The 19,667-nt window shown below is 37.0% G+C and carries 18 protein-coding genes; 8 read left to right on the plus strand and 10 right to left on the minus strand.

Going from position 1 to position 19,667, the window contains the following annotated elements; genetic code table 11:
- Window positions 1–15 precede the first annotated feature (15 nt).
- The 7 genes from KHA87_RS22295 to KHA87_RS18705 all read right to left on the minus strand — a co-directional run bounded on the left by KHA87_RS22295 (window position 16) and on the right by KHA87_RS18705 (window position 6,382).
- A complete protein-coding gene (locus tag KHA87_RS22295; protein ID WP_249310611.1) occupies window positions 16–363 on the minus strand; it encodes a hypothetical protein in 348 nt (115 codons plus the stop codon).
- A gap of 307 nt (window positions 364–670) precedes the next feature.
- Window positions 671–1,075 (minus strand): permease prefix domain 1-containing protein, encoded by a 405-nt coding sequence (locus KHA87_RS18680; RefSeq protein ID WP_213095701.1) that lies wholly within the window; start codon window positions 1,073–1,075, stop codon window positions 671–673.
- Window positions 1,072–1,401 (minus strand): PadR family transcriptional regulator, encoded by a 330-nt coding sequence (locus KHA87_RS18685; protein ID WP_213095702.1) that lies wholly within the window; start codon window positions 1,399–1,401, stop codon window positions 1,072–1,074. Before KHA87_RS18685 ends, KHA87_RS18680 begins: the two co-directional genes overlap by 4 nt.
- Window positions 1,402–1,680: 279 nt before the next feature.
- Window positions 1,681–2,913: a peptidase T gene (gene pepT, locus KHA87_RS18690; RefSeq protein WP_213095703.1), complete on the minus strand. Its 1,233-nt coding sequence runs from the start codon at window positions 2,911–2,913 to the stop codon at window positions 1,681–1,683.
- A 185-nt stretch (window positions 2,914–3,098) separates the two neighbouring features.
- Window positions 3,099–4,337, minus strand: a complete 1,239-nt coding sequence (locus KHA87_RS18695; protein ID WP_213095704.1) for a sensor histidine kinase — start codon at window positions 4,335–4,337, stop codon at window positions 3,099–3,101.
- Between the two features lie 307 nt (window positions 4,338–4,644).
- Entirely contained in the window at window positions 4,645–5,043 is a 399-nt protein-coding gene (locus KHA87_RS18700) for a DoxX family protein (RefSeq protein ID WP_249310638.1), read from the minus strand.
- 295 nt (window positions 5,044–5,338) lie between these two features.
- Entirely contained in the window at window positions 5,339–6,382 is a 1,044-nt protein-coding gene (locus KHA87_RS18705; protein WP_213095706.1) for a TDT family transporter, read from the minus strand.
- 195 nt (window positions 6,383–6,577) lie between these two features.
- Between KHA87_RS18705 and KHA87_RS18710 the strand changes: the two genes are divergently transcribed.
- Window positions 6,578–8,293, plus strand: a complete 1,716-nt coding sequence (locus KHA87_RS18710; protein WP_213095707.1) for an ABC transporter ATP-binding protein — start codon at window positions 6,578–6,580, stop codon at window positions 8,291–8,293.
- A 259-nt stretch (window positions 8,294–8,552) separates the two neighbouring features.
- On the opposite strand, the gene KHA87_RS18715 is transcribed toward KHA87_RS18710, so the two are convergent.
- Window positions 8,553–9,017, minus strand: coding sequence for a hypothetical protein (locus KHA87_RS18715; RefSeq protein ID WP_213095708.1), 465 nt, complete (start codon window positions 9,015–9,017; stop codon window positions 8,553–8,555).
- A gap of 453 nt (window positions 9,018–9,470) precedes the next feature.
- The gene (locus KHA87_RS18720; protein ID WP_213095709.1) at window positions 9,471–10,034 is read right to left on the minus strand and encodes a GNAT family N-acetyltransferase; all 564 of its coding nucleotides are present in this window, start codon (window positions 10,032–10,034) and stop codon (window positions 9,471–9,473) included.
- Window positions 10,035–10,369: 335 nt separating this feature from the next.
- Between KHA87_RS18720 and KHA87_RS18725 the strand changes: the two genes are divergently transcribed.
- From KHA87_RS18725 to KHA87_RS18750, 6 genes are all read left to right on the plus strand, one after another.
- On the plus strand, window positions 10,370–12,097 hold the full coding sequence (locus KHA87_RS18725) for an ABC transporter ATP-binding protein (protein ID WP_213095710.1): 1,728 nt from the start codon (window positions 10,370–10,372) through the stop codon (window positions 12,095–12,097).
- A gap of 1 nt (window position 12,098) precedes the next feature.
- A complete protein-coding gene (locus KHA87_RS18730; RefSeq protein WP_213095711.1) occupies window positions 12,099–13,961 on the plus strand; it encodes an ABC transporter ATP-binding protein in 1,863 nt (620 codons plus the stop codon).
- 120 nt (window positions 13,962–14,081) lie between these two features.
- A complete protein-coding gene (locus KHA87_RS18735; protein ID WP_213095712.1) occupies window positions 14,082–14,261 on the plus strand; it encodes an H-type small acid-soluble spore protein in 180 nt (59 codons plus the stop codon).
- Window positions 14,262–14,553: 292 nt separating this feature from the next.
- Entirely contained in the window at window positions 14,554–15,333 is a 780-nt protein-coding gene (gene modA / locus KHA87_RS18740; protein ID WP_213095713.1) for a molybdate ABC transporter substrate-binding protein, read from the plus strand.
- Window positions 15,334–15,336: 3 nt separating this feature from the next.
- Window positions 15,337–16,002, plus strand: a complete 666-nt coding sequence (gene modB, locus KHA87_RS18745; protein ID WP_213095714.1) for a molybdate ABC transporter permease subunit — start codon at window positions 15,337–15,339, stop codon at window positions 16,000–16,002.
- Between the two features lie 22 nt (window positions 16,003–16,024).
- Entirely contained in the window at window positions 16,025–17,230 is a 1,206-nt protein-coding gene (locus tag KHA87_RS18750) for a class I SAM-dependent rRNA methyltransferase (protein WP_213095715.1), read from the plus strand.
- 164 nt (window positions 17,231–17,394) lie between these two features.
- Here KHA87_RS18750 and KHA87_RS18755 read toward each other — a convergent pair whose 3' ends face one another.
- Complete coding sequence (locus tag KHA87_RS18755; RefSeq protein ID WP_213095716.1) at window positions 17,395–17,862, minus strand: hypothetical protein; 468 nt, start codon at window positions 17,860–17,862, stop codon at window positions 17,395–17,397.
- Window positions 17,863–17,953: 91 nt separating this feature from the next.
- Here KHA87_RS18755 and KHA87_RS18760 point away from each other — a divergent pair, with 91 nt between their 5' ends.
- On the plus strand, window positions 17,954–19,441 hold the full coding sequence (locus KHA87_RS18760; protein ID WP_249310613.1) for an amidase: 1,488 nt from the start codon (window positions 17,954–17,956) through the stop codon (window positions 19,439–19,441).
- The last annotated feature ends 226 nt before the right edge of the window (window positions 19,442–19,667 follow it).

Below are 19,667 nucleotides of genomic sequence, written 5' to 3' on the forward strand. Positions count from 1 at the left end.
CACCCCGTTTAATTTTTATTCGATGAATTCTTTTTTCTTAAAAAAGTAATAGTACATACTTAATGGCCACCATAAAACTGTAAATATTGGATATACCGCCCAAACTTCTTGAGGGGAAGATACTATATTTACAATAATAAAGAAGATGCTAATCAGGAGACTGCTGTAAATTGAAAATTGAAAAAATTTTTTTTGCTTGGTATGATATATTGCTAAAGGCCACCAGATAACAACAAAAGCTGGATAGATGGCCCAAGGATATTGAGGTGATAGTCCTGCGTTCAAAATGGTATAGTAGCCTATCGTAGCAAAGCTTCCCAATAATCCCATCTTAACAGTCTTTCTTTTTTCCTTTGCCATCATTAAAATGGGCCACCAAATGATAGGGAATACCGCATATAGAAACCAAGGATGGCTTGCGTAGTATAGATAATTGATAATGACGAGATATAAAATTATCAGTATACTAGTATAAATGGAATGAATAATGTACCTGCCTTTTTTTATATGATATAAGCTTATGGGCCATAACAACAGAAAAAAAGCAGGGTAGATAAACCAAATATGAGCAGGGCTAGTTAAATAGTTAACTACAATAAAGAAAAGAATGCTTATAAAACTTCCTACTGACGCAAAAATGAAATCATGTTTATGCATACTCATGCCTCCTTCATTTTTGACGTAAACGCAACCATCTATAGAACATGCTTAGTGGCCACCACAAAACAGCAAACGTTGGATATACAAACCAAATAATGTTTGGAGTATAGTAAAAATTAACAAAGACTACTAATGCTATAATTAAGGCGCTGCCCCATATAGAAAAGCCTAGGTCAATTTTGGACATATTTTTCTTAGCGGGTAGTTTTACCCCCAGCTCATTTTCTATTTCATCAATATCACCAAAATCCACAATGGCTTTATTGATTGCATCCTCTTCTTCTTTCCCTTGTGCCATTAAGTCAAAAACTTTTTCCTCTAGATTTTCTACAATTTCTTGTTTTATCATTTCTTTTTGTTCACTATCTGGTACGTTTTTAAATAAGTCATCAACATGGTTTTTAATTTTTTTCACGTTAATTCCTCCATAAATAGGTCAATTATTTCTTTTGTTTCGCGCCATTCTTTTATGGTTTCTTTTAAATATGCTTTTCCTAAAGTAGTAATTCTGTAATATTTTCTTTTACCACCATGTGAAATATCCCCGAAATAAGATTCAATTAATTCTTTTTTCTCCAGTCTCTGAAAGACGGCATAAAGTGTAGCTTCTTTAATTTGAAACCGATTGTCTGTCCGTAAGCTGATTTGCTTCGATATTTCATATCCATATTGATCTTTTTCCAGGATTAAGTGCAGAATAATCGAATCTAAATGCCCGCGGATAATATCACTTCTAATCATGGATTCACCTTCCATAATGATTATTCTATCTGATAGAGTAATCTTAACGTAAATTACTCTATCTGTCAAAGTAATTTTTCTCGATTGTCTGAATTATTCTGCAGAGTGATTGAATTACTCTCCAAAGTGCCTGAATTATATGGAAAAATACCTGAATTAATTTGAGAAGTGCCTGTATTATTTTTGAAAGAGGGAATATTTGAAGTGTATAGCTAAGAAGATACCCAAAAAAATGAAAAACGAACCCGAATGAACTCGGATTCGTTACTTTGAGAATAATTATGCTTGTTCCTCGAACAATTTCACAATTTCAATAATAACATTTGTCGCTTTCACCATGTTATCAACGGAAATATATTCGAATTTACCATGGAAGTTTTCTCCGCCGGTAAAAATATTTGGTGTTGGAAGTCCCATGTAGGAAAGCTGAGATCCATCTGTTCCGCCACGTATTGGGGATATTTTCGGCTCAATATCTAGATTTTTCATTGCTTGATAAGCGATGTCGACAATTTCTTTCACAGGCTCAATTTTTTCTCCCATGTTGTAATATTGATCGTTCATCTCGAGAATAATGTTGTCCTTACCGTACTTATCTTGTAATTGATGAACAATGTTTTCTAGATTAGCCTTTTTGGCATTGAATTTTTCTCTGTCATGATCTCTAATGATGTAAGCAAGCTTTGTAAGCTCTACATCCCCGTTCATGGAGAGAAGATGATAGAAGCCTTCATAACCTTCTGTGTATTCAGGAGCTTCATTCTCTGGAAGTTTCCCTTGTAATTCCATTGCGATTTTCAAGGAATTCACCATCTTGCCTTTGGCTGATCCAGGATGGATATTGTTTCCCTTAATAGTGATTTTTGCACCAGCAGCATTAAAGCTTTCATACTCCAATTCACCTAATGGACCGCCGTCTACTGTATAAGCAAATTTTGCATTGAAGGCAGGAACATCAAATTTGTGAGGTCCTCTTCCGATTTCTTCGTCAGGAGTAAAGGCAACTCTTATCTTGCCATGCTTAATTTCCGGGTGCTTAATCAAATATGCCATTGCTGTCATGATTTCAGTGATTCCAGCTTTGTTATCGGCACCAAGAAGTGTAGTTCCATCTGTTGTCACCAATGTATGTCCTTTGTATTGTTCCAGACTAGGGAAGTCCTTTGGTGACAACACAATATGTAGGGCTTCATTCAAGACAATATTATTTCCATCATAATTTTCCACAATTTGCGGTTTTACATCTTTCCCTGTAAAATCAGTTGCTGTATCTACGTGAGCTAAAAATCCAATGGTTGGCACATCCTTATCCGTATTAGAAGGAAGCGTTGCCATCACATAGCCATTTTCATCGATTGTTACTTCTTCCATCCCAATAGATTTTAATTCATCTACAAGCATATGTAGAAGTGTTAATTGACCAGGTGTGGATGGGCATGTAGTGCTTTCTTCGTTGGACTGTGTGTCTACCTTTACGTAGGATGTAAATCTTTCGATAATTTCATTTTTCATTTTATCTTCAGCTCCTTTTTATTCGGATAGGTTTATCATACCATCAAAAAACGCCTCTCACACGTTTTAAGAGGGGGAGTCCCCAAAATATTCTTCACTTAATCTAACATAACAAAGTCAACCTTATTGGTGGTTGGTTGATTTAATATAAAAAAAGGGAGCCTTATATCGCCCCCAATAATTAATCAATCCACCTCATAAAATTTAAGAGTAAAGCAGGTTCCTTTTTGCTCCTCGCTCTGTATTTCATATTTTCCGTTCATTCTTTTTATAATATCGAAGGAAATTAGCAAGCCAAGACCGGTCCCTTTTGTTTTAGTTGAATAATAGGGTTGGCCAAGTTGGTTAAGTTGTTGTTTGGACATCCCAATACCTTTATCTTTAATAGTTATGGTAACCATATTGTCAATGGAAGAGGCGTTTATAGTTAATTTTCCTCCGGAAGGCATAGCCTCAATTCCATTCTTTATAAGATTAATAACTAATTGTTTAAATTCATTTTGGTTTCCGCTAATGTGTAACGATCCATCTATTTGATTTGTGATTTCCACATTGGACATCACGGCAAAAGGAATCATAAAATCAATCACATCAAACAAATTCTTTGAGACATCAATACATCCTACCTCGCTAGTCATTGGCTTTGCCAAGGATAGAAAATCATTAATAATATTTTGTGTACGATCGAGTTCCGATAGTGAAATTGTAACGAAGGATGTCTGGGGAAGGGTAAGATTTCTTTCATCCTTCATTAATTGCAAAAATCCGCGTATGGTTGTCATAGGATTTCGTATCTCATGTGCCACAGAGGCGGCAAGCTGACTAATAGCATTTAACTTATCTGCATTTTGTAATTTTTCCATCATGGACACATGAATGGAATTCATTTCAATAATGTAGATAATAGATGCTAGCGCTAACCATGAGACAACAATAGAAAGTAATAGATGCAGGATGAAATGAGAATCACCTATTTTAATAAAATAAATAATGCGGGTGCTCATAATAAGTAAATATATTAATAGGGTAATACTTATCTTTTGTTTCATTGTAAATCTCTTATAAAATCTATTGGTACTATAAAAAATAAGAGACATAATGATGTAATTAATAAAATAGGAAAACACTTGGCTTGGTTCTGTAAACGCTTTAAATGCAATGATTTCAAGTATTGATAGGAAACCAGCAATTGGAGATAGGTAGAAATATGCGACAAAAACCGGAATAAATTTCATATCAAATTGAACATTATTTGGTAGATTAATAGGGAAGATGAGTGTCAGAAATAGTGCAGATAAAATGACAACGGTCATGATGATTTTTCTGTGAAGGGTTTTCTTATGTCTAAAAAGAATGTTATTAAAGAGGGGAATTACCATTAGTATAAAAAAGTGTAAAAATAAACTTTCTAAGAAATGTCTCATGGCTGATCCCCCCAAAAAAATAACTTTTGATAGAGGAATTATACCAAAATAGCCCAGTGATACCAATTGTTTTTTTAAATGTCATAATCAAGGCTTTTTCTTCAACGTTATTGCATTTGTAAAAGAAAATCTTATTAACTTCTTCAACGTTTTAAGAATAGGTATTCTTTTTAAGAAAAGATACCTTGAAACAAGGTTATATAAGTGAAATCTAATATAAACCAACCATTATCAATAAAATAAGCCCAAAGTTAAGGAGAAGGCAGGTTTGGAAAGTTAACTTTGGGTTTAATATAATAAATATTTTTTATGGCTGATAAAATAAAACATACTTTCCCGGACCAATCATAGCTACACTTATTGTGACAGCAATAAGGACGAAGCAATATTCAAATCCATTTTTGTCTATCCAATATCCATTTTTAATATGGACGGAAAAAATAGCATCGATCATAATAATCACGATTAATGCAGCACCAATGGGAGTTAGAAAACCAGCGCCGAAAAGTAAACCTCCGGCAAATTCAAATAATCCAGCTAGAATTGCCCATATTTTCCCGCCAGGATGCAATCCAATGGATTCCAACCATTCCCCAGTTTTGGTTGGGCCAGCTCCGCCAAACCATCCAAATAATTTTTGCGAACCATGACCAATGAATGTAAGCCCAATCACTACCCGGATGATCAGAAGCCCAATATCTGCCAGCATATATATCCCTACCTTCAAAAATGGAGTAGTTAATAAAACATACATAAATCATTATAAGCGTAGGCAAATATTTTATACCCATAGTGGTTGTTGATTTTACATAAGGCTGTTTTCGTATAGATTGTTAAAATCCAAATACCGATTTTAACCTGTTGTTTTTCGTATATTGTTATAAATCCTAAAATATCTTAGCTTGGGGCATCTTTTCTTCAATTGATTATTCATTCTTAGCGAATGTAAGGATTTTTATAGGTTTTCTTCACCAAAAGCAACAAAGTTTATGAAAAGATCCTTACATACTAAGCGTTTCTGGTATTTTTGATGCTGCTGATCTTCCGGTTAAAGCGACTAGCACCTCTAAGATAAAGAGCATAATGACAATATAAGGTCCGGCAAGAAGGATCATATTTTGAAAATCATTGATGAGTATCAGCTTTCCTTGAACATGATAGTGCATGAAAAAGGCAAGGAGCATTCCGAATGTAAAATTTCGTGCCCATTGACTAGTATCGTACACCCACAGCCCATCTTTCCATCCCAATTTTTTTATTCTTTGAACAGATCTTACTATTTCGATGCCCTCAACGAGGATAAATGCTGCTATAACCCATATCCACACCCAAAATAGAACAGAAGGTGGGACAACCCCTGTTGTTTCACCGACAAGACCGCTGATGGACATCGCCCCATGGATGATGCAATTTGTATTCATCCAATTTAGTGAAAGGTCACGGTTATCTGAACGAAAGTATCGATTAAGAACAAATATTAGACCTAGTACATATAAGGAACATCCCAGCCACCAAAGCCATGTCCCAAAAGTGTTAACAAAAGAATTTCCGTATAATGAATGACCAGCAGCAAGAACAGACTGGACAGCAACACAAGCAAGCAAAAGGATGCCATGTACCTTTTTCCGCATTGCTGTTTCCTTTGCATTACACAAGTATATATAATTTCGAATAATTAACAGTAAAAAACCAATCATCCATATAATATTGAAGGAAAAGAGTGCGAGTGCAATTGGCTTTAGAGAGGTATCGCCGCTCATCATAACCAAAATAGTTACGGATGTTCCTGCTATCCAAGTGCCTGCCCCAAAGCTTTGAATTGGATTGCAAAGATGATGCTGCCACATAACACCTCGTACCAAATCGCGTATAAGTGCTAAATAGAGAATAGTTAATAATAAGAGTACAAGAAAAGTAGAAAGGACAGCAAAATAATGATAATGAGAAACTACCTTTTGCATTGCCCCTAAAAGCAAAATGCCGGCAGCCATTACAATAGCTCCAGCTGAAGTAGGAATATGTTGGTTTAAGAATCTAGTAAGCATGAGAATCCCTTCTTTAATACATTCTTTCCATTATCCGAGTATAAGACCAAATAAGTATGGAAGTAAACTATCAGATATTGCCTTCTATATTCAAAGTATAGGATATTTATTTTTCAAAATAATATTGCAATTCCCTTGATAAAAATATTCATAAACCATATAATCCTAGTATATTTTTTCTATAAGGAGTTTCTTATGATTCGACGTTTTTTTTCTTATTATGCGCCACATAAAAGGCTATTTATGATGGACTTCAGCAGTGCAGTTGTGGTGGCTATTTTGGAGTTAGCCTTTCCAATCGCTGTTCAATGGTTTATCGATGACCTATTGCCAAGTAAGAATTGGTCTTCTATTGTGACGGTAAGCATCGGCTTGCTTTTGCTGTATATACTCAGTACATTTTTACAATATATTGTAAATTACTGGGGTCACAAGCTTGGGATAAATATCGAAACGGATATGCGTCAGCAGTTATTCCAACATGTGCAGAAGCAGTCATTTCGATTTTTTGATAATACCAAAACCGGCCATATTATGAGCCGTATCACAAATGATTTATTTGATATTGGTGAACTTGCCCATCACGGACCGGAGGACATGTTTATTTCTGTCATGACATTTTTCGGAGCATTTTTTATTATGCTGTCAGTAAATGTGAAGCTGGCTCTTCTCGCCATTGTAATTGTTCCATTTTTAATTTGGCTTATCGTTGTTTGTAATTTGAAAATGAATCGTGCTTGGAAGCAAATGTACAGCAACATTGCTGATGTAAATGCACGGGTAGAGGATAGTGTGTCCGGTGTGCGAGTCGTTCAATCTTTTACCAATGAAGAATTTGAGATGAAAAGATTTACAACGAATAATCGGAAATTCCGTACTGCAAAGCTTGGCGGTTATAAGGTTATGTCATGGAGTAATTCAGGAATTTATATGATGACTCGTTTTATCACCCTTGCGGTCCTAATTTATGGAGCCTGGCTATGCTTTAATAATCAGCTTACAAATGGGGAGCTGGTTGGGTTCGTGCTTTATATTAATGTTCTGTTTAAGCCAATCGATAAAATAAGTGCCTTGATGGAGCTATATCCAAAGGGAATGGCCGGCTTCAAACGATTCACAGAGCTAATTGATACTGCACCGGATGTCGTGGATGCTGAGGATGCAATAGAGATGCCATATCTTAAAGGAAATATTCAATTTCAAAATGTAACCTTTAGTTATGACGAGCATAAGTCTGTATTAAATGGAGTCAACTTGAACATTAATGCGGGTGAAACAATTGCCTTTGTAGGCCCATCAGGTGCAGGAAAGACTACGATTTGTTCCTTGATTCCAAGGTTTTATGATGTAAATAGCGGCTCGATTAAAATTGACGGCATTGATATCCGGCAGATGACAAAGAGGTCGCTCCGATCACAAATCGGGATTGTACAGCAGGATGTCTTTCTTTTTACAGGAACATTAAAGGAAAATATAGCATATGGCAATCTCCAAGCTTCAGAAGAAGAGATTAAGGAAGCTGCTCGCCGTGCCCATCTGGAGGATTTCATTGAATCACTCCCATTTGGTTATGAGACACAAATCGGGGAAAGAGGATTAAAGCTTTCCGGTGGACAAAAGCAAAGGATTGCTATTGCTAGGATGTTCTTAAAGAATCCGCCGATCTTGATTTTGGATGAAGCCACTTCTGCACTGGATACGGAAACAGAAATGATCATTCAAAAGGCGCTTAATGAGCTTGCAAAAGACCGGACAACTCTAATCATTGCGCATCGTTTAGCAACCATTCGCAATGCTGACCGTATTGTCGTAGTGGACGAGACAGGTATAGCAGAGGAAGGCAGGCATGAGGAATTATTGGAGAAGGATGGAATTTTTGCAAAACTGCATCGAGTCCAATATCAAAGATAAGAAAAAGGGACTGACGTTTGGAGTAAGTAGTTCGGATAATGTGGATAAAATCTAAATCGCAGCCCAAATAACAAACATTTTCAAAGCATAAATAACAATAAAATTTGCACACGAAAAGCTTGGGGAATATCCTAAGCTTTTTCCTTAAAGCATTGTTCCTATTTCCTTAAAGCCTCCTTTTCTTTAACAAGAAAAAGGCGTTTCTCTTTTTTTTGAAGAAACGCCAACAGCTGGAACAAAACCAAGTTCAACAAAAATATTACGAACTCCTTTTATGACTATAGTCAATAATATTTTGAAAACCGTAAAGAACTAGTGCCCTTATAAATGTACTTATAGAGTATTGCAGTCTTGAAATTTTAACAAATTTAAATATTTTAAATTTCTCCGCCAATCTTACTCCTCCAAAGAAAGTAAAAATGGTTTGCATAAAAAGATTTGAAACTAAATATAAGGGGAACTTTCCATAAGTCGCTTTTAACATCCAATAGCTGCTGACGGCATATGGTCCAAGCATAAAAAAGTCCATACTCTTAAGAAAAGATATACCATCATAAAATTTCCACCATTTTTTCTGTTCACCAATTTTATCTAAAGTCACGGTAATTAATGTAATAAAAATCACAGATGGAAGGTATTTCCTAAGTTCTTGTTTTCCAATCAAAGGGATAGTTAACCAAGGAGTAATTAATATTGCCAATAGTAACAATCTATGTTTTTTCATATTCCACCTCCGAATTTTAGTATTTGAATTCTCACAGAAGTTACTCTAAAAAAAACAATCTACCTATCTCTTTACGGCATAAAAAATAGGGCAAAATCTCCTTCTTAAAGTATCTCCCATTGTAGGTTCTACTAACCTGTCCATTAGTTGAGGATTTTGTTTTCAAAATATTCAAATATATGATGCCGTATAGTGGTATAAATACTAAATAACAAGTAAAATAGCACCCTAATTTACACGATGACAATTTCCAATGTCAAAATGTATTTTGAGTGCCATTTGCTTTGCCATTTTAGGTTTATATTCTTCTAAAACTTAAGTAAACCAATGCAATAGGTATGATATTTTCTATGATAAAAGGGATGCCATTTCATATGCTATTTACAATGTTTCTCCACAGAAACGGAATTGCTTACGTTTGGAGTTAGTCCTTTTTTTGGATGCGAAATTTTTTTAATTCTTATATTCTCTTTTCAACATCGAGTAGACCACTGTATCAATAAATCCTTCTCCATCGAAATCGGTTTGCCGAAGAATGCCGTCTTTATGGAATCCAAACTTCTCCATCAGTTTTTTCGAGCCTTGATTAGTGGAAAAAATATCTCCGACTATTCGATTCAGCCCTAGTGAATTAAATCCATAATCCAACATTATCGGTAGAATTTCCGTCATGACCCCCTTTTGCTGAAAGTCCTTATGAATGACGACGCCCATTTCCGTTTTTTGATGCCAAGTATGCAGTTTATGGAATCGGAACATTCCAATGACTTGGTCGCTTTGTTTACGAACAATAGTCCATGGAATTTCTTTGTTTTCTTTAAAGCTATCTAAGCTTTTTTTAATATTGTTTTCTAATTCCTGAACCGTTTTAACTGGATGATGGGTAATATATTTCATCGTGTCACGGTCACTCATAAAAGAAAACAGGGAGGAGGCGTCATCCCTTTCGATCCCCCGCAAATAATAATTGTCTGTTTCCAAAACAGGAATAGCCGAAAGCTCTATTTTTGTGTGCATAATATTTCACCTCTATAAAGCTTATTCGTGCCTATTGTCACGAAGTCCTTTAGGTATTATTTAGGAATGCGAAAAAAATTAGTGACTATTTTGAAAATGGATAGTATCTTTGAAATAGTAGATTCGTTTTACGAAAGAATATTTTCGCATAATTGTTGTTCTTCGTATATCGTTCTAAATCTTAATGTAGTTATAGCTCGAGGCATCTTTCCGTAAGAACATTTGCGAAAATTGCCTAGAAACTTAGGATTTGACCGTTATTAATGTACTATCGCAACAAAGTTTACGAAAAGAGCCTTACGAAATAAATGCTTCTTTTAAGGGTGGAAAATAAGATGAGCTTCTTAAAAAAATATGCAAAAAAATATTGGCTGCCTTTTTCCATTGCAGTTATCTTTTTAACCTTTGAAGCAATATGCGACCTCCTGCAGCCAACCATCATGTCTAAAATTGTAGATGTCGGGGTGGCTAATAAAGATTTGAGCTATGTCCTCCAAAAGGGTGGATTAATGCTTCTTATTACGGCAATAGGAGCAATATCTGCTTCAACCAGAAATATTATGTCATGTATTGTTTCACAAAACTTTGGTGCAGAGCTTAGATCCGATTTGTTTAAAAAAATTCAAAGTCTCACCTTTGAAAAAATTGATAAATTTGACCGGGCTTCCTTAGTAACGAGATTAACCAACGATGTGACCCAAGTACAGGTGTTTGTAAATGGCCTAATGAGGATATTTGTAAAAGCTCCTTTACTTTGCATTGGCGGGTTGATTATGGCTACCCGTTTAAATCTACACCTAGCAGTTGTTTTAGCAGTAGTTGTCCCGATGGTGGCGATTTTAATCGTGATCAACATGAGACTAGGCTACCCGTTATTTATGAAGGTACAAAAAGCTCTGGACCGTGTAAATGGTGTAATGCGGGAGTATTTATCCGGCGTGAGGGTAGTAAAGGCTTTTAATCGCTTTGATTATGAAGTGACAAAATTTAATACTGCCAATGAGGAATTTCAAGCAAAATCTATTTCCGCTACAAGACTAATGTCAGTCTTCAGCCCAGCAATTATGCTGACCGTTAATTTTGGCATTATTGCAGTGCTTTGGCTAGGCGGGAATGGTGTCGAATCTGGCCATATTCAGGTCGGCCATGTCATCGCTTTTATCAATTATATGACGCAAATTCTTTTTTCCTTAATGACTATTTCCATGGTGTTCAATATGTTTGTAAGAGCTCGTGCGTCAGCAGGAAGAATAGGCGAAGTTTTTGTGGAGGATAATCAAGTTACATGGAAAGAGGGTGCCTCCGGAAACCCTGATATGAAAGGGAGAATTGATTTCGAGAATGTTTCCTTTTCCTATAAAGGTGCTTCCGGAGAACCAGTTTTGAAGAATATCAATTTTACTTGCTTACCTGGAGAAACTGTTGGAATTATTGGATCGACGGGTTCTGGAAAAAGCACTCTTGTTGGCCTGATCCCACGCTTTTATGAGGTAACCTCCGGCAGTATCAAGGTCGATGGAGAAGATATTCGAAATATGGATCCGAAGCAGCTAAGGGAGAAAATTGCAATGGTACCGCAAAAAACTACTCTGTTTACCGGAACCGTTGTAGAAAATATCCGTTGGGGAAAAGAAACTGCCACGATTGAAGAGATAGAAAAATCGGCAACGATGGCGGGAGCCCATGACTTTATCTCTTCATCACCTGAGGGGTACTTTACCCGTCTTGGTCAAGGCGGTGTTAATTTTTCGGGTGGGCAGAAGCAACGCGTTTCGATCGCCAGAGCATTAGTGAAAAACCCGCAAATCCTGATTTTAGATGATAGTACAAGTGCAGTAGATGTTGCTACAGAGGCAAGAATTAAGGAATCGCTGAAGAAATATGCGAAAGGGCTGACTTGTCTTTTAATAGCGCAGAGAATTACATCCATTATGGATGCGGATAAAATTATTGTTATAGACGATGGAGAAATTGCTGGTATCGGCAAGCATGAGGAATTAATGAAAACATGCTCTGTTTATCAGGAGATCTTCCAATCTCAGGTAGGCAAGGAGGTGCGTTAAATTGTCTCAGGGAAGAAATGAAAATAGAGGACAACAAGCTGCACCGCCGCTTAGACCGGGTGGGAATTTTCGACATGGACGGGGAGCCCCAGTTGTAAAGCCAAAGAATTTTAAAGGAACTCTTAAAAGATTATGGTTTTACATCGGAAAGGAAAGAAAGCTGTTATCGATCATCTTTTTATTTATTGTTATTGATTCTGTTCTGACTCTTTCCGCACCATATTTGCTTGGGAAATCCATTGATGCAATGTCTCTCAATGGAAGTAAGGTTAATTTTAAATTGTTGGAGATAATGATCTTTATTCTGTTTCTAACTTATATTGCTGACGGATTTCTAACTTTTCTACAAAGCTGGTTAATGGCTGGTGTATCACAGCGCATCGTAAAGGGATTAAGAAGATCCTTGTTCGAAAAGCTGCAGAAGCTTCCAGTATCATTTTTTGATTCTCGTACGCATGGGGAGCTAATGAGCAGACTATCTAACGATATTGATAACGTCAGTAATACGATTTCACAATCAACTACACAGTTAATGTCTGGATTAATTGTTATTTCCGGATCGCTCATTATGATGATCATATTAAGCCCGATTTTAACATTAGCGAGCCTGATCACCGTTCCTTTAGTATATTTATTGACGAGATCCATTGCGAAAAGAACGAGTGTATTATTTAAAAACCAGCAGGTTCAGCTAGGTAAGCTAAATGGTCACATTGAAGAGACCATCTCCGGGATCCAAGTGGTAAAAGCCTTTAATCATGAACAAAAAGCAATTGAAGAGTTTGAAGAGGTCAATACTGAACTTCGCAAGGTTGGCTTAAAGGCACAGATTTTTTCAGGATTTTTAATGCCCATTATGAATGTTATCAATAATATTGGTTTTGCTGCTGTCGCCATCGTTGGCGGAATTTTAGCCGCAAAAAGTCTAATAACGGTAGGAGTGATAGCAAGCTTCTTGAGCTATTCCCGTCAATTTGTCAGACCGCTTAATGATCTTGCCAATATCTTTAATGTTTTGCAGTCTGGTGTTGCCGGAGCAGAGCGGGTTTTTGAAATCTTAGATGAACAGGAAGAGCCGAAAGATTTGCCAAATGCAGTAGAACTCACAAATCCTAAAGGGCATGTTGTATTTAAGGATGTCAGCTTCGGGTACCGGGCAGACGTTCCAATCTTAAAAAATATAACGTTTGAGTCTAACGTGGGCACTAGCACCGCACTAGTTGGACCGACAGGAGCGGGCAAAACGACAATCGTCAATCTGTTAACGCGATTTTATGATGTAACAAGCGGAACTATTTATATCGACGGTCGTGATATACGAGAGTACACAAGAGATAGCTTACGAAAATGCTTCGGAATTGTTCTTCAGGATACATATTTATTTTCTGGAACTATTAAAGAAAATATTAAATATGGAAGACCGGATGCAACCGATGAGGAAGTAGAGAAAGCTGCTGCAATGGCGAACGCGGATGTATTTATTAACCGACTGCCGTTGAAGTATGATACGATGCTTGCAGAAAATGGCGGAAACCTAAGCCAAGGTCAAAGGCAATTATTAGCAATAGCAAGAGTGATTTTATCCAAACCATCACTTCTTATTTTGGATGAGGCAACAAGCAGTATTGATACCCGAACAGAGCTTCATATTCAAGATGCCCTGCTAAATATTATGCAAGGCCGAACAAGCTTCATTATTGCTCATCGGTTGAACACAATTCGGGATGCGGATACGATAATGGTCGTCGAACATGGCGAAATTGTTGAAAAGGGCAGTCATGATGAGTTAATGGATCAAAAAGGAAGATACTATAGTATGTTTTTTAATCAATTTAAAAATGTCGAGAATGCGATAGAATCATAAATAAATAATGAAGTATCCATGCCTCCACCCTTGTGTGGAGGTTTATTTTTTAAGAAAAGAATAAATAACCCAGCACTTTGAAAACATATTTACGGATGGAATAAAAGGAGGGAAAAAGCAATGAACAAACAGCGTGCACAAGAAATTGCCAGCTCACCTGTTATGGCTCATGTTACGCATAATGGAACAACTGTCTATATCCAAAACGTCGATGATACAAGAGAAACGGCTAGAATATACCCTATTGATCAGCCCGAAAAGGAACAAGAGGTTTCAGTAAATGAATTAATCGAGCATTAAGGCAAAGCGGATCAGCTCTTATAGGAGCTGATCTTTTTTCTTTCGTTAAATAGTTACGATTACGTGCTAATATATAGTTGTGAATTAAAATGCTCTTTTCTTTAGCTTTGTTGCTTTTAATGACGAACACCTCTTACTTTGGTTCTTAAGAAAAGATCACCGAAACCAAGTCTATTTTACGATGGTGAACTACATATGAAAAGCAATAATATAAGGAAAACTGCCTTAATAAAAATAAAGAAGACATCATATCGTAGAAAGTAGCATAATTACATTTGGAAGGAAGAAGAGAATGGCAAAACGAATTTTGTTGTTTTTAGGAATGATAGGTTTGCTTATTATCGGTGGATGCAGCAGCAATAATGGGCAGATTGGCAAGGGGAAAAAGGTAGAATTAACGATATCAGCTGCTGCAAGTTTGCAGGACGCGTTAGCTGATATAAAAAAGGAATTTGAAAGCAAACATAAAAATCTTACTTTGACCTTCAATTTCGGAGCATCCGGCGCTTTGCAGCAGCAAATTTCCCAAGGTGCACCAGTTGACCTCTTTTTCTCTGCTGCAGAGGATAAATTTCAACAGCTTATAAAGGATGGATCCATTGCTGAAAAGGATAGAAGGAACATCGTTGGAAATGAGATCGTCCTTATTGTGCCGAAAGATTCCTCTAACAATATAGCTTCCTTTCAGGACTTAACAAAGGCAAATAAAATATCCATTGGAACACCATCCTCAGTACCAGCTGGAATGTATGGGAAAGAAACATTAGAGAAGCTGCAGATATGGAAGGATGTAGAAAACAAGATTGTCTTCGGTAAAGATGTTAGACAGGTATTGAATTATGTAGAAACGGGCAATGTCGATGCGGGGATTGTTTACAAAACAGATGCACTTTTATCAGAAAAGGTAAGAATTATTGCGATAGCAGAGGATAGCACACATTCGCCTATCATTTACCCAGCGGGAATTGTGAAAAATTCAAAGCATTACCAACAAGCGAAAGCCTTCTTTGATTATCTTCAAGGAAATCAAGCAATGGACATTTTGAAAAAGTACGGTTTTAAGGGATTGTAAGCAATGGTTAATGATTTTTGGTCACCTGTTAAATTATCGATTGAAGTAGCAATTCTATCTGGTATTCTTGTTCTTATTTTTGGAGTTTGCATTGGAGCTATGTTGGCCAATAAAAAATTTAAGGGGAAGAACCTACTAGAAACATTGTTTTTGCTTCCGCTTGTTCTACCTCCGTCCGTTGTGGGATTTTTATTAATTGTTGCTTTTGGGAAAAATAGTCCTATTGGCAAGCTATATGGTTGGTTTTTTCATCAATCCATTATCTTTACGTTTGGAGCGGCTGTGATTGCCGCAGCTATTGTCGCGTTTCCACTTATGTATCAATCCGCCAAGACTGGATTTGAGGCAATTGATTTGGATATTGTGGGTGCTGCGAAAGTAGACGGGGCAAATGGAAGAGTCATTTTTTTGTTTATTTTGCTTCCACTTGCAAGTAAATCCATTATTTCTGGAGCAATTCTTAGCTTTGCTCGCGCACTAGGCGAGTTCGGCGCTACCTTAATGTTTGCCGGTAATATCCCCGGTAAAACCCAAACACTTCCAACAGCAGTTTATCTTGCCATTGATGCGGGGAATATGAAGCTTGCTTGGGCATGGGTTGGGTGTATTATCGTGATTTCCTTTTTTATGTTAATGATTGTGAATTTAAATAGGAAATCGGAAAAATAATGTCGTAGATTGGACGGTTTATATGAATAAAGAAGTTAGTGTACAAGTAAAAGCAAAATATGTAAGTCAATATAAGAAAGGATATCCCCTGATTTTGAAAGAGTCGTTATCCAATATTGACCGGCTAAAAGAGGAAGGAGTCATTATAAAACTGTTAGATGAACGAAATCAGTTTATCGCAAAAGGGTATTTTGGGAAACAAAACAAAGGGTACGGTTGGGTACTAAGTAAAAAAGAGAACGAGGAAATGAACGAAAGCTTTTTTGAAAAGAAACTAGATGCCGCTTTTCAAAAAAGAAGTAAATTTTTTGGGGATTCCGATACAACCGCATTCAGGGTCTTTAATGGTGAGGGTGATGGAATCGGCGGTCTAATAATTGATTATTATGATGGCTATTATGTGATTAATTGGTATAGTAAGGGAATCTATCATTTTAAACCATTCGTTTTGAAGGCATTGCAGAATCTCGTTCAATTTAAAGGTGTTTATGAGAAGAAGCGTTTTGACACAAAAGGCCAATACATAGAAGATGATGATTTTATCATGGGAGAACGCGGTAATTTTCCGATTTTGGTAAAAGAAAACGGAGTTCACTTTGCAGTTTATTTGAACGAAGGTGCCATGGTTGGTGTATTTTTGGATCAGCGTGAGGTTCGGAAAACCATACGTGACCAATATGCTATGAACAAGACGGTTCTCAATCTCTTTTCCTATACAGGAGCATTTTCCGTATTTGCTGCTGTTGGCGGTGCTTCAAAAACGACAAGTGTCGATGTCGCAAATCGAAGTAAGGCAAAAACCACTGAGCAGTTTATAATTAACGGAATAGATGCGGAAAAACAAGATATTATTGTGGAAGACGTTTTTCAGTATTTTAAGTATGCGGTAAGGAAAGGATTGCAATTTGATATCGTAATCCTCGACCCTCCAAGCTTTGCTAAATCAAAGAAGCATACATTTAGTGCAGCAAAGGATTATAAAAACCTTTTGAAAGATGCGATTGCTATTACAGAAAACGGAGGAATCATTGTAGCATCTACGAACTGCAGTTCATTTGATATGAAAAAATTTAAAGGATTTATTGATGCTGCCTTTAAGGAATCGAGTGTAGCGTATAAATTAAAGCAAGAATTTTCCTTACCGGAAGATTTTCGGACAATCCCTGAGTTTAAAGAGGGGAACTATTTGAAGGTTGTCTTTATCAAAGTAGAGAAAACGCCCAATTAAGGGCGTTTTTTATATAGGTAATTAGTCACAATTCGCGAGATTAGAGGGCAATTTCGCGAGAATACTGTACCATTTTGCAAGAAAAGGCAATAAATTCACGAGATTATCAGCTGTTTTCGCTAGAATAGATCCATCAATTATGAAAAGAATCCTTGATTGGTATGTTACACGCGTTTAAATCCCTCTTCATGTAGGTATTCGGCTGCCTCACCATAAGAATTAAACGTCCCGTCAAGGTTCAATCCTGCATAGGCATTCCACATATCATCCTCATGAACGAGAATTAATGTATGTCCTTCATCATTCTTCCACTTTTCGTCAGGATGATCTTCCACAATCGCAGCTTCCTCCAGTGTTCTGGATAAAGATACAATAGATTTTTCAATAATAGTTCGCAGCTCATCTTCAGAAAAGTCTCGAATATTGACCATTCCTCGCTCGTCCGTATCGTATTCGCTTAATAGTTCACCATAAACAAATCCATTTCCGTTTGGATGGAGATGATAAACTACATTTTTTTTATCGTAAACACTTTCTTCATAATGAAAGTTCACACGTCCTAAGGAAACATTTTTTCTTTGCAGTTCTGGAAAAGATTCGGCAATCGCTAGTTTTTCTTCGAAAGTTAACATATATCCTCCATATTTTTAGGCAATTTTGTAGAATACATTGTATCATATAATCAATGAAGAATTCATTTCGTTTATGGTAAGGAGACTTAAAATGGATACTTATTCAAAATATGATGGATTAGGATTAGCAAATTTAATAAAAACAAAGCAAGTTTCTCCGCAGGAATTAATAGATGCAGCTTTCAAGCGTTTGGAAGAAGTAAACCCGACATTAAACGGTGTCATTCGGACGAGAAGAGAAAAGGTATTGAAAGAAGCAGAAAATGTTTCGATTGACGATCAGCCATTTGCCGGGGTGCCGATTGTACTCAAGGATATCTCCCAGGCCATAGAAGGCGAACCGCTAACAGCAGGAGCCAAACTATTAATGAATAATATAGCCAGACGAGATTCTAATTTGGTCGCGCGCCTTCGAAAAGCAGGCTTCTTATTTATTGGCCAAACAAATACACCGGAATATGGTCTCAAAAACATTACGGAACCGGCGGTGTACGGACCTACAAGAAATCCTTGGAATAAGGATTACTCAGCAGGTGGCTCGAGCGGCGGCTCGGCAGCAAGTGTTGCTTCAGGGATTGTCCCAATTGCAGGAGCAAGTGATGGTGGTGGTTCTATTCGTATCCCCGCATCATTTACAAGCCTATTCGGTCTGAAGCCTACACGTGGCAGAACCCCGGTAGGACCTGGCGTAGGCCGTCAATGGCAAGGGGCTTCCATTGATTTTTGCTTAACGAGAACAGTGAGGGATAGCGCAGCCATGCTGGATCTTTTACAAACTATTCAACCGGAAGCTGCATTCCAAGTACCATTGTTCGAAGGTAGCTACTTAGAGGAAATACAAAAAAATTCAAATCGTAAATTTAAGATTGCATTTACGACAGAATCTCCTGTCGGAACACCAGTGAGTGCCGAGGCGAAACAGGCTGTACATAATGTAGCAAAATGGTTGGAAGAGCAAGGACACGAGGTGGTGGAGCAAGCCAATTCAGTGGATGGGATTCGCTTAATAGAAAACTATTACTTAATGAATAACGGTGAAATTTCCGCCATGATTATTGAGATGGAACAGGCTCTTGGCAGACCGATTACTGCAGATGATATGGAAATTGTTGCGTGGGTTATTAATGTTGCTGGTAAATCTGTCAGCGCTGCGGAATTTACAAATAGTTTAGCAGAATGGGATATTGCAGCCGCCCAAATGGCACAATTCCATGAAACATATGACTTCTATGTTACCCCAGCTACGGCGTTTCCTGCTCCGAAAGTAGGCGAGCTCACGCAAACCCAGAAGGAAGTAGAAGAGCTGATGAAAGTAACAGAGCTTATCAAATCAGAACAACAGAAGTTTGTATATGACATGTTTTTACCAAGCTTAACTTATACTCCGTTCACACAGCTAGCTAATTTAACAGGCGCACCAGCAATCAGTGTCCCAACGCATCTTACAGCCGAAGGGCTGCCACTTGGAGTACAATTTATGGCACCAAAGGGAAAAGAGGACTGGTTATTATGGATTGCTGCCCAGGTTGAACAATCTTCATTATGGGTTGGAATGAAGGGGAATCCGATGTTTAAATAGACCGTTCTTCTTAGTATTTGCAATGCGAATATTGTTATTTGTCCTGTTACGGAACATCTTTTTTCGAATAGATTATTGATTTCTGAAAAAAATAGTATGTTAATAGTTTAGGTTTACCAATGGTACATGGATTAAGAAAAGAGTATTAAGTAAAAAAAGAATGAGCTATGAGAAGCTTCTCATAGCTCATTTTTATGCTTTTCTACACATAAAATTTTTTTGCAAG

It is taken from the genome of Bacillus sp. FJAT-49736 (genome assembly GCF_018343615.1).
Classification (GTDB): Bacteria; Bacillota; Bacilli; order Bacillales; family Bacillaceae_C; genus Margalitia.

Coding starts and splice junctions, on each gene's coding strand:
- KHA87_RS22295 (WP_249310611.1), bottom strand. CDS start 363: ATGATGGCAAAGGAAAAAAGAAAGACTGTTAAGATGGGATTATTGGGA.
- KHA87_RS18685 (WP_213095702.1), bottom strand. CDS start 1,401: ATGATTAGAAGTGATATTATCCGCGGGCATTTAGATTCGATTATTCTG.
- pepT (WP_213095703.1), bottom strand. CDS start 2,913: ATGAAAAATGAAATTATCGAAAGATTTACATCCTACGTAAAGGTAGAC.
- KHA87_RS18695 (WP_213095704.1), bottom strand. CDS start 4,337: ATGAGACATTTCTTAGAAAGTTTATTTTTACACTTTTTTATACTAATG.
- KHA87_RS18705 (WP_213095706.1), bottom strand. CDS start 6,382: ATGCTTACTAGATTCTTAAACCAACATATTCCTACTTCAGCTGGAGCT.
- KHA87_RS18710 (WP_213095707.1), top strand. CDS start 6,578: ATGATTCGACGTTTTTTTTCTTATTATGCGCCACATAAAAGGCTATTT.
- KHA87_RS18715 (WP_213095708.1), bottom strand. CDS start 9,017: ATGAAAAAACATAGATTGTTACTATTGGCAATATTAATTACTCCTTGG.
- KHA87_RS18720 (WP_213095709.1), bottom strand. CDS start 10,034: ATGCACACAAAAATAGAGCTTTCGGCTATTCCTGTTTTGGAAACAGAC.
- KHA87_RS18725 (WP_213095710.1), top strand. CDS start 10,370: ATGAGCTTCTTAAAAAAATATGCAAAAAAATATTGGCTGCCTTTTTCC.
- KHA87_RS18735 (WP_213095712.1), top strand. CDS start 14,082: ATGAACAAACAGCGTGCACAAGAAATTGCCAGCTCACCTGTTATGGCT.
- modA (WP_213095713.1), top strand. CDS start 14,554: ATGGCAAAACGAATTTTGTTGTTTTTAGGAATGATAGGTTTGCTTATT.
- modB (WP_213095714.1), top strand. CDS start 15,337: ATGGTTAATGATTTTTGGTCACCTGTTAAATTATCGATTGAAGTAGCA.
- KHA87_RS18750 (WP_213095715.1), top strand. CDS start 16,025: ATGAATAAAGAAGTTAGTGTACAAGTAAAAGCAAAATATGTAAGTCAA.
- KHA87_RS18755 (WP_213095716.1), bottom strand. CDS start 17,862: ATGTTAACTTTCGAAGAAAAACTAGCGATTGCCGAATCTTTTCCAGAA.
- KHA87_RS18760 (WP_249310613.1), top strand. CDS start 17,954: ATGGATACTTATTCAAAATATGATGGATTAGGATTAGCAAATTTAATA.